Origin of the sequence: Parundibacterium terreum, from assembly GCF_014636315.1 — a bacterium.
GTDB classification, from domain to species: Bacteria; Pseudomonadota; Gammaproteobacteria; order Burkholderiales; family Burkholderiaceae_D; genus Undibacterium; species Undibacterium terreum.
This window is the reverse complement of sequence record NZ_BMED01000003.1, coordinates 740,346-752,083: the sequence shown is the minus strand read 5'-3', so window position 1 is coordinate 752,083 and position 11,738 is coordinate 740,346. Positions and strand designations below refer to the sequence as shown.

At 56.7% G+C, this 11,738-nt stretch carries 9 protein-coding genes; 3 read left to right on the top strand and 6 right to left on the bottom strand.

Going from position 1 to position 11,738, the window contains the following annotated elements; translation table 11 throughout:
* Positions 1 to 127: 127 nt before the first annotated feature.
* From IEW12_RS18080 to edd, 6 genes are all read right to left on the bottom strand, one after another.
* Positions 128 to 328: a YjfB family protein gene (locus IEW12_RS18080; protein ID WP_188567451.1), complete on the bottom strand. Its 201-nt coding sequence runs from the start codon at positions 326 to 328 to the stop codon at positions 128 to 130.
* A 52-nt stretch (positions 329 to 380) separates the two neighbouring features.
* The gene (gene mobB / locus IEW12_RS18075) at positions 381 to 908 is read right to left on the bottom strand and encodes a molybdopterin-guanine dinucleotide biosynthesis protein B (protein ID WP_188567450.1); all 528 of its coding nucleotides are present in this window, start codon (positions 906 to 908) and stop codon (positions 381 to 383) included.
* A 125-nt stretch (positions 909 to 1,033) separates the two neighbouring features.
* Complete coding sequence (ppc, locus tag IEW12_RS18070; protein WP_229751195.1) at positions 1,034 to 3,829, bottom strand: phosphoenolpyruvate carboxylase; 2,796 nt, start codon at positions 3,827 to 3,829, stop codon at positions 1,034 to 1,036.
* Between the two features lie 241 nt (positions 3,830 to 4,070).
* Positions 4,071 to 5,705, bottom strand: a complete 1,635-nt coding sequence (gene pgi, locus IEW12_RS18065) for a glucose-6-phosphate isomerase (RefSeq protein WP_188567449.1) — start codon at positions 5,703 to 5,705, stop codon at positions 4,071 to 4,073.
* Positions 5,706 to 5,735: 30 nt separating this feature from the next.
* Positions 5,736 to 6,383: a bifunctional 4-hydroxy-2-oxoglutarate aldolase/2-dehydro-3-deoxy-phosphogluconate aldolase gene (eda, locus tag IEW12_RS18060; RefSeq protein ID WP_188567448.1), complete on the bottom strand. Its 648-nt coding sequence runs from the start codon at positions 6,381 to 6,383 to the stop codon at positions 5,736 to 5,738.
* 109 nt (positions 6,384 to 6,492) lie between these two features.
* On the bottom strand, positions 6,493 to 8,334 hold the full coding sequence (gene edd, locus IEW12_RS18055) for a phosphogluconate dehydratase (protein ID WP_188567447.1): 1,842 nt from the start codon (positions 8,332 to 8,334) through the stop codon (positions 6,493 to 6,495).
* Positions 8,335 to 8,608: 274 nt separating this feature from the next.
* Here edd and zwf point away from each other — a divergent pair, with 274 nt between their 5' ends.
* From zwf to IEW12_RS18040, 3 genes are read left to right on the top strand one after another with little or no spacing between them, the layout of a single operon-like run.
* A complete protein-coding gene (gene zwf / locus IEW12_RS18050) occupies positions 8,609 to 10,069 on the top strand; it encodes a glucose-6-phosphate dehydrogenase (RefSeq protein WP_188567446.1) in 1,461 nt (486 codons plus the stop codon).
* Positions 10,070 to 10,073: 4 nt separating this feature from the next.
* Positions 10,074 to 10,766: a 6-phosphogluconolactonase gene (locus IEW12_RS18045; protein WP_188567445.1), complete on the top strand. Its 693-nt coding sequence runs from the start codon at positions 10,074 to 10,076 to the stop codon at positions 10,764 to 10,766.
* Positions 10,763 to 11,707, top strand: coding sequence for an SIS domain-containing protein (locus IEW12_RS18040; protein ID WP_188567444.1), 945 nt, complete (start codon positions 10,763 to 10,765; stop codon positions 11,705 to 11,707). Before IEW12_RS18045 ends, IEW12_RS18040 begins: the two co-directional genes overlap by 4 nt.
* Positions 11,708 to 11,738: the final 31 nt, after the last annotated feature.

Genomic DNA, 11,738 nt, shown 5'->3' with positions numbered 1-11,738 from the left:
CTGTTGCAAAAAAATTGAAGGTAAAAAGGAGGATAGCCGAAGGCTAAAGCGAGGGCGAGCAGAGCTTGGTAGCGGAAATGCAGAAGCAGTAACAGTGCCGCGGACGGCACCCGTTACACGCTTGAAATCAGGCGGTCGTATTGATATTGCGACCGAGATGGGATGGCAAATTGGAAACTGAAGGATTCTGCGGAATGGCTTCAATCAAGGCTGTAGCGCTCTCGGCACTGATATCCATCGCCTTTTTAAGGACGGCAATACCTACTGCCTGGCTAGTGCCTACATCGGCCATTGTGGTTGCCAGGCTGGCAATTCCAGTAACATCCATTACATTCTCCCGTATCTCTATACTTTGATTAACGACGGAATCTGGCGCGACTTTAGCTCTTTTGGAAAATATTTGCCGCAAGGGAATTTATTAGCCAGCTCAGCAGCTCTTCCGGCTGATTCAGATCCAGCCACACCAAGCCCTGGCGCAAATCCGGCGGAGCCGGCACATCCGAAGCCACCGCGCGGATATCGGGATCATCCAGATACAGGGCCGGCTTGCCCACCGAGGGCCTGTGTATTTCCAGTTTAATAATCGGCTCCCACTTATAGCCCTCTACCAGGGTCAGGTCGGCGGGATTCATGCGCGCCAATAATTCCGCCAGCGGCGGCTCTTGCTGGCCGCGCAGCTCGCGTATCAATGCATACCGGTAGGGTGAGGCCAGCAGCATCTCCGCCGCGCCAGCCTTGCGCAGGCGTGCACTGTCCTTGGTTTCCGGTTCCAGTTGGATATCGTGATGGCTATGCTTGACGACATTGACCTTCTTGCCGGCTGCCGACAACAGTGGCAGCAGGCGTTCCAGCATCGTGGTCTTGCCGCTTCCGGACCAGCCGACTATGCCTAGAATTTGCATGCTCATGGATAAAAATCTTTGCTTGAATACAGGCGCCTATTCTAACGCGCTTGGGCAAAAATTTTCTTGGAGGCAAAAGATAGAAATGCCCATACCTGGAATTGCCTCCAGGTATGGGCAGGATATCGAGCTCAGCCGCTATTTCTCAAACCGGCTGCGATGCCGTTGATCGATAGGTGGATGCCGCGCCTGACGCGCTCGTCCGGGTCACCGTTACGGTAGCGTTCCAGCAACTCCACCTGCACATGGTTCAGCGGTGACAGGTAAGGGAAGCGGTTGCTGATTGAGCGTTTCAGCAGTGGATTGGCAGACAGTAATTGATCCTGGCCGGAAATGGATTTCAACACTGCAATGGTCGCTTCATGCTCTGCCTGCAGGCGCGGGAATATGCGGTTGCGCAGCGCCTCATCCTTGACCAGTTGCGCATAGCGGCTGGCAATACCGATATCGCTCTTGGCCAATACCATTTCCATATTCGACAAAATGGTGGAAAAGAAAGACCAGGTCTTGAACATCGCCTGCAAGGTCGCCAGGCCATTTTCCGGATGCGCCTTCAGATACGCTTGCACCGCGGAACCAAAACCGAACCATCCCGGCAGCATCAGACGGCATTGCGACCAGCTGAATACCCAAGGGATAGCACGCAAATCTTCAATCGCAGTGGACTTCTTGCGCGAAGCAGGACGGCTACCGATATTCAGGCCGGCAATCTCGGAAATGACCGTGGACTCCCAAAAATACTGCTCAAAGCCCTCAGTCTCGTACACCATATTGCGATAGGCACGGAAGGCATGCTCTGACAATTCGCCCATCGCAGCCAGGAACTCTTCCGAAGGTGCAGGCTCGGCACCGGACAGCAGGCTGGCTTCCAGCGTTGCCGCTGCCAGTACTTCCAGGTTGCGCCGCCCTACTTCGGGATTACCGTATTTGGCGGTAATGACTTCGCCCTGCTCAGTCAGGCGTATCTGCCCCTGCACCGCACCGGCAGGCTGCGCCAGGATAGCCTGGTAGCTGGGGCCGCCGCCGCGACCAACCGAACCGCCGCGGCCATGGAACAGGCGCAGGCGTACCTGGCGGCGGGCAAACACCTTCACCAGTTCCAGTTCCGCCTTATACAGTTCCCAGCCCGAAGTCAGGAAGCCGCCATCCTTGTTACTGTCGGAATAACCCAGCATCACCTCCTGTGCGTTGCTGCGGCTCTGCAGCAGGCGGGCATACTCGGGCAGACCCAGCAGCCTGTCCATCGCAGGCGCGCTGTTTTGCAAATCTTCTATGGTCTCAAACAGTGGAATGATATTCACATCCAGCCTGCCCTCCAACGGATGCAGCAAGCCGGCTTCTTTCAGCAACAAGGCCAGTTCCAGCATGTCTGAAACGCCATCGGTCTTGGAGATGATGCAGTTGGGCACGGCACCCTTGCCATAGCGTTGCTGCGCAGTGCGGGCACCACGATAAATCGCCAGCTCGGAACGCGTATCTTCCGAATACTCGATATAAGGCGAAGCCAGCGGACGCGCCGAAGAAATTTCCGCCAGCAGCAAGCGTATGCGGCCCTCTTCATCCTGTCCGAGATAATTGGTGCCGGGATTGGCGGCTTCCAGCAGCTCTGCCACCACTCTTTCGTGCACATCCGAATTCTGGCGCAGGTCCAGCGGCGCCAGATAGAAGCCGAATACCCGCACCGCGCGGCGCAAGTGGCGCAATCTTCCGCGTGTCAGCGCAGCAGAACCGTGAGCCAGCAAAGACTGGTGCACGATATCCAGATCGGCAATCAGTTCTTCTGCATCGGCATACGGATCGGCCTCTCCGGCCGCATGAATTGCAGGCTCGGCATTGAACAGCTTTCTGTACGTGGCGGACAGCCTTGCATACATGCCGCTGATCGCCAGCCGGTAAGGTTCATCAGAGCGGTGCGGCGAGTGATCCGGCGAGCGGCGCGCCAGTGCCAGCAGATCTTCCGATGCACCCACCAGCAAGTTGGCGATGGATAGTTGCGAGCCCAGCGTATGCAGCTCGGTCAAATAAAATTTCAGTGCGCGATCAGATTGCATGGCCAGGGTTTTTTCCAGCACCTCGGCCGTCACAAAAGGATTGCCGTCGCGGTCGCCGCCTATCCAGCTACCCATTTTCATAAAGCTCGGCAACTCCAGTTGCTTCAGCTCGCCATCCTTGCTGCATAGCAAATCTTCCAGCCCCGCATACAGATGCGGCAGCTCGCGCAGGAAGGTGTAGTCGTAAAAGCTGAGGCCGTTTTCTACCTCGTCCAGCACCGACAATTTGGACGTACGCAGCATGCGGGTCTGCCACAATGTCAGAACCGCGCGGTTCAGGGCCTCTTCATTGGCCGCGGATTCTTCCGGCGTCAACTGCATACGGTCTCGCTCGTCCAGCAGGCGGGTAATCACCATCTGGCAATTCAGGATACTCTTGCGCTGCACCTCGGTAGGATGGGCCGTCAGCACAGGCGTAACCTGCGCCGTATCAAAAAATTCCAGCAGTTGCTGCGTAGTTTGTCCGCTCGCATACAGGGAATCTATCGTATGTTCCAGGCTGCCTTGTTTTGGCGCAGAGCCTGCGATCAGATGCGCACGCGAGCGGCGGATGTGATGCTGGTCTTCCGCCAGGTTGACCAGGTGGGAGAAATAGCTGAAGGCGCGGATAACCTGTGTGGTCTGGTCATTGCTTAAGTTATCCAGCGTGGTTTCCAGCTCTTCGCGCGCAGCGACATCGGCATCGCGCTGAAAGCGTATCGAGCTTTGACGTATATGCTCTATCAGTTCAAAAATCTGGTCGCCGTGCTGGTTGCGCACGGTATCGCCTAATATGCGGCCCAGCCTGCGTATATCTTCTCTCAGTGACTGGTCTTTGTCATCGGACAATAGCGCGCTTGAATTAAACTGGGACTCTGGCTTGGACTCGGCGTTCATGCTTGGGATTTATTCAGGTTAAGGAAACAAAGGAAACGAAGAATACGGTGATGCAGGGGCGGCCTGCCCTTCTTTTGTGAAGAAGGTATCTGCCAGTACGCTCTACTTGTGCGCCTTTGCCTTGCCGCCCTGATTTTGCAACGCAGCATACTTTCGCATTGTTTTACAATGGAGTAAATGCCCTTCAGCGCATAATGGTAATTACGTCGCTGGCTTGCCACATAAAATTGTGCGCGAGAAATTACCGAATCGTCGATGCCGGAGTCTTGCGCTTCAGCGCCTGCAACAGGCCGCGCGTGGAACTATCGTACTCTTCCTTGACCGCATCCGGATTCAGGCTAATCAGTTGCTGTGCCAGCGACTTGCCCAATTCTACGCCCCATTGATCAAAGGCATTGATATCCCAAATCACCGACTGCACGAATACCTTGTGCTCGTACAGCGCAATCAGTGCACCCAGCGACTTCGGGGTCAGCGCATCCAGCAGCAAGGTCGAGCTGGGGCGATTGCCTTCAAACACGCGATGCGGCAGCAGTTTCTCGGAAACGTCGCCCAGTTCGGCCCGGACTTGCTGGATATCCTTGCCCAACGCCATCGCCTTGGATTGCGCAAAGCAGTTCGCCAGCAAAGCCTGGTTGTGCCCTGGCAAGCCGGAATCATCTTCCGCCACCACGATGAAATCAGTGGGGATGATAGTCGCGCCCTGGTGTAATAACTGGAAGTAGGCGTGCTGGCCATTGGTGCCGGCTTCGCCGAACAGTACAGGCGAGGTTGCATAGTCAACGCGCTGGCCTTCACGCGTGACGGACTTGCCATTACTTTCCATTTCCAGTTGCTGCAGGTAGGCTGGCAAGCGCGTCATACGCTGATGATAAGGCGCGATCGACAGAGCCTGCAAACCGAGGAAATTGATATTCCAGACGCCGATCAGGGCCATCAGCACCGGCAAGTTCTGCTCCATCGGAGCCTGCGCGAAATGCAGGTCCATCTCATGCGCGCCGGCCAGCATTTCTTCAAATTTGTCGGCGCCGATATACAAGGCGATCGACAAACCTATCGCGCTCCACATCGAATAACGCCCACCGGCCCAGCTCCAGAAAGGAAATACGTTTTCCGGCGCAATGCCGAATTCCTTGGCGGCTTCCACGTTGGTGCTCAATGCGACAAAATGCTGGCGTATGCTGTCTTCGGGGCAGCCGTGCGACAGCATCCATTCGCGCGCGGTCCTGGCATTGGTCAGGGTTTCCATTGTCGAGAAAGTCTTGGAGGCGACGACAAACAGGGTCGTCTCCGGATCCGCATTCTTCAGCGCATCGGCGACATGCCTGCCATCCACGTTCGACACAAAATGCAGCGACAGGTTTTTTTGCGACCACGGCGCCAGCGCGATGCAGGCCATTTGCGGCCCCAGGTCGGAGCCGCCTATGCCGATATTGACGATGGTACGGATTGCCTTGCCGGAATAACCCAGCCAGCGGCCCTCGCGTACCGCATCGCTGAAACTGCGCATCTGCGCCAGCACCTGGTGCACGCTGGCTGCAATATTCTCGCCTTTCAGGTTGAACGACTCTCCCTTGGGCAAGCGCAGCACGGTATGCAGTACCGCGCGGTTTTCAGTATGGTTGATTGCTTCGCCGGCCAGCATCGCATCTCGCCGCGCTTCCACCTGCTGCTGCCTAGCCAAGGCCAGCAGGTTCAGCTTGGCGGTGGTATCTATCCTCTGCTTGGAGTAATCCAGCAAGATGCCGCAGGCAGAGGCGGAAAAATGCGTAAAGCGCTGAGGATCTGCACGAAACAGTTCCTTCAAGCTCGGAGTATTGGTCGCGCGTTGCTGCAGCAACCCCCACAAGGGGCTGTGTGAAACAGAATTAGCCATGATAAGTCTGAGTGAATTCGCTAGAGGGAATTAATGCGCTGCTGCAGCGGCCTGCGCCGCCAGTTTGCCGATTGCCGCCCAGTCGTTGGCATTGATCAGCGATGCAGGGCACATCCAGGAGCCGCCTACGCACAGGATATTGCTCTGCTGCAGCAACTGCGGCGTCGCTTCAACGGTCACGCCACCGGTCAGGCAAAAGCGCACATCAGGGAAAGGCCCGCCCAGGGCCTTGGCCATCTTGGTCGCACCCAGTAAATCGGACGGAAACAGCTTGACCACATCAAATCCATGCTCCAGCGCCAGCATCAAATCGCTGGCACCACCTACACCCGGAAAATACGGCAGGCTGGACGCGGCCGCTGCGGCGGCCAGCACCGGCGTAATGCCGGGACTGATGCCGAAGGTTGCGCCCGCTTCCTGCACCGCGTCGAGTTGCGCAGGCGTCAGGATAGTGCCCGCACCAACCGTCACGCCCGGACAAGCCTTGACCACTTCACGCAAGACCGTCATTGCATCCGGCGTACGCAGCGTAATCTCTATCGCAGGCAAGCCATTCTCAGCCAGGGTATTGACGCAACGGATAGCCTGGTCCACATCATTGGTCACCAGGATGGGCAGTACGCGGAGTTGTTCCAGTTGCTTGATGATGTCTTGCTTGCTCAGTTTGATTGCGCTCATGATCGGTCTCGGTGTGTGATTTTGCTTATTTGGTAGTACTTATTTGGTGGTAGTTGCGCTTACTGCGTTTACTTATCAGGGCTACTAGCTTCCCCGCACTTGCTCGCTTCTAGTTGACGAACAGCGTAGAAGCACCCTGCTCCGGCGTAGTCACTACGCGGCGCTGGGCGACAAACAGGTCACGGCCATAACCGTGGCTCGAATCTTCCGTCACGCGGCGCAATGGACGTGCATCCCATTCCGCTTCGCTGACCAGCGCCCGCAGCTCGCCGGTATGCACATTCAGCTCAACGATATCGCCGTCCTGCACCTTGGCGATATGGCCGCCCTGCGCTGCCTCAGGGCTCACGTGCAATGCAGCCGGAACCTTGCCGGACGCGCCGGACATGCGGCCGTCCGTCACCAGTGCGACCTTGTAGCCGGCCGACATCAGGCTACCTAGAACCGGCGTGAAGTGATGCAGCTCCGGCATGCCGTTCGCTTGCGGCCCCTGGAAAATTACGACTGCAACAAAGTCCATATTCAATTGGCCTGCTTTGTAAGCACCGACCAGCGCATCCTGAGAGTCAAACACTTTGGCTGGCGCGCGTATGATCCACGCATCTTCCGGCACTGCAGAAGCCTTGACGATCGCGCGGCCTATATTGCCATCCAGCAGGCGCAAGCCGCCGGTGGGCGCGAAAGGTTCACTAACGTTGCGGACTACCTCGCGATTGGTGGAGATGTCCGGCAACGGCTGCCATTTCACTTTGTTTTCATCCGTCAGCACCGGTTGCGACACGTGCGAGGCCAGGCCTTCGGTTCCGTACACGGTTTTTACGTCGGCATGCATCAATCCTGCGGACAGCAGCTCGCGAATGACGAAAGTAGGACCGCCTGCGTCTTCGAATGCATTCACATCGGCGGTGCCATTAGGATAAACCCGGGTCAACAAAGGAATCACCGACGACAGCTCATCAAAGTCCTGCCAGTCGATCAGGATGCCTGCAGCGCGCGCCACTGATATCCAGTGGATGGTGTGATTGGTGGAACCGCCGGTCGCCAGCAGCGCGATGACCGCATTGACAATCGCTTTTTCATTGACGACATAACCGATAGGCGTGTAATTGCTACCTTGCTCGGTCAGTTGCAAGACGCGCTCTACTGCAGCATCCGTCAATACGGAACGCAGCGGATCGTTCGGGTGTACAAAAGCGGAACCCGGCAAATGCAGGCCCATTGCTTCAAGCAACATCTGGTTGCTGTTGGCAGTGCCGTAAAAGGTACAGGTGCCTGCGCTATGGTAGGCAGCGTTTTCAGCGGCCAGCAATTCATCCTTGGTCGCCTTGCCTTGCGCATAGCGTTCACGTACTGCAGCCTTGTCCTTGTTGGACAAGCCGGAACCCATGGGGCCAGCCGGAATGAAGATGGTCGGCAGATGGCCAAACGCCAGCGCGCCTATCAGCAGGCCCGGCACAATCTTGTCGCAAATACCGAGGCACAATGCAGCGTCGAAAGAATCATGAGACAGCGCTACCGCAGTTGCCTGTGCGATCACGTCGCGCGAAAACAGCGACAACTCCATGCCGGGACGGCCCTGGGTGACGCCATCGCACATTGCCGGCACGCCGCCGGCGACCTGGGCCGTGGCACCGAAGCGCATCGCCGTCTGGCGAATTTGCTCAGGATAAGATTCATAAGGCTGGTGTGCCGACAACATGTCATTATAGGCAGTGACTATGCCGATATTGGGCCGTTTGGCTTCGTTCAACCAGATCTTGGCGCCGGGTTGCGCGGCGGCATGAGCATGCGCCTGGTTGGCGCAAGACAGGTTGCTGCGGCGCGGGCCGCGGCTGCGCATTTGCTCCAGCCGGGCGAGATAGTCGCCACGCAAAGTCTTGCTGCGCTCGGCAATGCGTTTGGTTACACGGTCAATGACGGGATTAAGCTTGGGCTGTTCGGCGATGCTCATTTGGACTCACTTTCATGCGGTGGAAACCTCCGGTTCTGTGAAAGCGGCCGGGACAGTTCACTATTCAGATGATAGAAAGATAGCACATTATCAGAAATTTCTGTAACAAACTTTCAGTTAATACCATTTACGAGGAAAATTTACCAAAAACAACTACAAATATCGTAATGAAACTACATTTTTGAAGATATTCTGTCATAATCACAATAAGGCATTTTTTGACAAGCAGCCCTCTCAGGCTTTACGACCACAGACAATTACATTCGGAGTCAGCATGACCACATTCGTACTGTTCGGCGGCACTGGCGATCTCGCCAAACGCAAGATCATCCCTGCACTGTTTAGCGCATTCGTCAATGGTCGGCTGGACAAGAATTTCATGTTCATCGGTGCCGCGCGGGAAGCGCTGGCAGATGAAGATTTTCGTCAGCGTGTCTCTGCCAGTATAGAGAGCTATTGTGCCAAGGATTGCGGCAGCACACCGGAGCAGTTGCAAGCTTTCCTGGCGAAAACACATTATGCAAAGATAGACGCGCGTGAAGCGGCCGATTTCCAGGGCTTGAAAGAAAAGCTGCATACCTCGGAATCCAATGCCACGCTGTTTTACCTGGCCACCGGTCCGGACCTGTTTGAACCCATCGTGCAGCAATTGTCCGTACATGACCTGGTCAGCGGCAATGCGCGCGTCGTGGTGGAAAAGCCGCTGGGACGCGATGCACAGTCGGCACGCGACATCAATGCAGCCCTGCGTAAATACCTTAAAGAAAACCAGATCTACCGTATCGACCATTACCTGGGCAAGGAAATGGTGCAGAACCTGCTGGCGCTACGCTTTGCCAACTCCTTCCTGGAACCGTTGTGGAATCGCAAGTGGATACAGGATGTGCAGATCTCCATTTCCGAGCAAGTCGGCGTGGAATCGCGGGGCGACTTTTACGACCATACCGGCGCGCTGCGCGATATGGTGCAAAACCATCTGCTGCAATTGCTGTCCATCGTCGCGATGGAGCCGCCAGTCAATGCCGGCGCCGATTCCATCCGTGATGAAAAAGTGAAAGTCTTGCGCGCATTGCACAAGTTCACACCTGACGAAGTCAGCAAGAAAACCGTACGCGGCCAGTATCGCGCAGGCGCGGTTGACGGCAAGCCTGTGATTTCCTATCAGGCTGAACCGGGCGTGCCGACTGCATCGCGGACCGAGACCTTTGTCGCGATACGCGCTGAAATCGACAACTGGCGCTGGGCAGGTGTGCCTTTCTTCCTGCGTACCGGCAAGCGCATGGCAACACGCAGCGCTGAGATCACGATCAACTTCAAGCCTATCCCCTACTCCATCTTTGGCGCTTCACAACGCAACCTGCGCTCTAACCGTCTGGTTATTTCGCTGCAGCCGGAAGAGAGCGTGGAATTATTCCTGAAAGCCAAGGAGCCGGGTGAAGGCATACGCCTGTCCGATGTTGCACTCAATCTGGATTTTGCAGAAGCTTCCAGCTCGCGCCGCGTGGAATCCTATGAAAGGCTGTTGCTGGATGCGATGCATGGCGACCTGACCCTGTTCGTGCGTGATGACGAATTGACCGCCGCCTGGGATTGGATAGATCCCATCATGAGCGCCTGGCAATCCGATACCGAAGGCCTGAAATCCTATATCGCCGGCAGCTGGGGCCCTGCAGCGGCCAGCTATCTGCTGGCGCAGAGCGGCTCCAGCTGGGGCGAAGAATTTGTCGAGGGCTGACACTATGCTGCGTATGCATGAATATCCGGATTTCGCTACGCTCAGCGATGCACTGTCCGCGCAATGGATGGCGATCATCCAGGCAAAAGAAAACAGCAGCTTTGCGCTGGCAGGCGGCACCACGCCGGCCCCGGTGTATCGCCAACTCGACAGTTTGCTGTCAGCTTCTACCGCAGGCGGCAAGATCAAGCTGGTTGCCACCGATGAGCGCTGGGTTGCCGACGCCGATCCGCAAAGCAATGAGGGCCTGTTCAGGCAATGCCTGGAGAAATCCAACCATGTATCCAGCCAGGAAGCGCAACGCTGGCAACTGGTATCCTTGAAAACACCGGATGCGATGCCTGCCGATGCAATTCCAGCAGTGGGCAAACGGCTGGCCGAGCAATTGCCGGCAGCCTTTGACGCGATCCTGCTCGGCATGGGCGCTGATGGCCACGTTGCCTCGCTGTTTCCCGGCTCGCCGCATTTGCTGGTGAATAATCCGGATAGCCTGTGCGTGCCGGCGACGAACCCGCAATCCGGACAGACCCGTATTTCCCTGTCCCTGTCGCGCCTGGTCAATACCGAGCGCATCTGGCTGGTCATTACCGGCCGTGAAAAGCGCCTGGTTCTGGACAATGCAGGGGCTGACAGCCTGCCCATCAGCGCGCTGTTGCGCGAAGCGACTTGTCCCGTTGATGTCTTCTGGAGTCCATGATGAGACATAAAAGCCACCACGCCGGCCAGGAACATGGCATGCATGAACCCTTGTCTGGCCTGCCGCAAGGCAAAGTATCTCCGCCGGAAAAAGGCCTGCTGGCACGCATACGCACGGCCAGCACTGCGCTAAGCCGCGCGGAACGCCAGGTGGCGGAATATTTGCTGCAGAAACCGCACGACAGCCTGGAAATGTCGATACGCGTATTGGCGCAGGCTTGCGATGTCAGCGAACCTACGGTCGCCCGCTTCTCGCAATCCATGGGCTTTGACGGCTTCAAGAGTTTCAAGCTGGCCTTCGCAAAGAGCCTGGCAACCGGCATTCCCTACCTGCATCTGGACGTGAACCAGGCAGACCAGGTGCGCGATGTATTGCCGAAGGTGTTTGACCGTACCATCGCAGCGCTGATGGAAGCACGCAATTCGGCCAACACGGCCAGTTTTGAGGCTGCCGTCAGCCTGCTGTCACGCGCGCGCCGCATAGAATGCTACGGCCTAGGTTATTCCGGCGCACTGGCAATCGACGCACAACTTAAATTTTTCCGCTTCGGCATTCCGACCACAGTCTTCTGCGATGCCCATTTACAGGCACAATCGGCGACGCTGCTGAACAGCGATTGCGTGGTCGTCGCGTTCTCGCGTACCGGCCGCACGCGCGACATGATACGCAGCGTGCAACTGGCCAAAAATGCGGGAGCGAAGGTATTGGTACTCTGTGCTAGCGGCGGCCCGCTGGCGGAACTGGCCGACGTACATATCAGCGTGGATGTGGAGGAAGACCCGGACATCTATACACCGATGACCTCACGCCTGGCGCACCTTACTTATATCGATGCGCTGGCAGTGGCAGTAACGCTGATGCGCGGTCCTGCGGCAATCGACATGCTGGAAAGAGCCAAGGCCAGCATCAGCGAAAAACGCCTGGACAGCAAGGTCGAATAAAACTAGACACAAAACGGTACACATTCATCCG

Excerpts from the sequence above, each read along its gene's own strand:
- IEW12_RS18080 (WP_188567451.1), bottom strand. The coding sequence starts at position 328 with ATGGATGTTACTGGAATTGCCAGCCTGGCAACCACAATGGCCGATGTA.
- mobB (WP_188567450.1), bottom strand. The coding sequence starts at position 908 with ATGAGCATGCAAATTCTAGGCATAGTCGGCTGGTCCGGAAGCGGCAAG.
- ppc (WP_229751195.1), bottom strand. The coding sequence starts at position 3,829 with ATGAACGCCGAGTCCAAGCCAGAGTCCCAGTTTAATTCAAGCGCGCTA.
- pgi (WP_188567449.1), bottom strand. The coding sequence starts at position 5,705 with ATGGCTAATTCTGTTTCACACAGCCCCTTGTGGGGGTTGCTGCAGCAA.
- eda (WP_188567448.1), bottom strand. The coding sequence starts at position 6,383 with ATGAGCGCAATCAAACTGAGCAAGCAAGACATCATCAAGCAACTGGAA.
- edd (WP_188567447.1), bottom strand. The coding sequence starts at position 8,334 with ATGAGCATCGCCGAACAGCCCAAGCTTAATCCCGTCATTGACCGTGTA.
- zwf (WP_188567446.1), top strand. The coding sequence starts at position 8,609 with ATGACCACATTCGTACTGTTCGGCGGCACTGGCGATCTCGCCAAACGC.
- IEW12_RS18045 (WP_188567445.1), top strand. The coding sequence starts at position 10,074 with ATGCTGCGTATGCATGAATATCCGGATTTCGCTACGCTCAGCGATGCA.
- IEW12_RS18040 (WP_188567444.1), top strand. The coding sequence starts at position 10,763 with ATGATGAGACATAAAAGCCACCACGCCGGCCAGGAACATGGCATGCAT.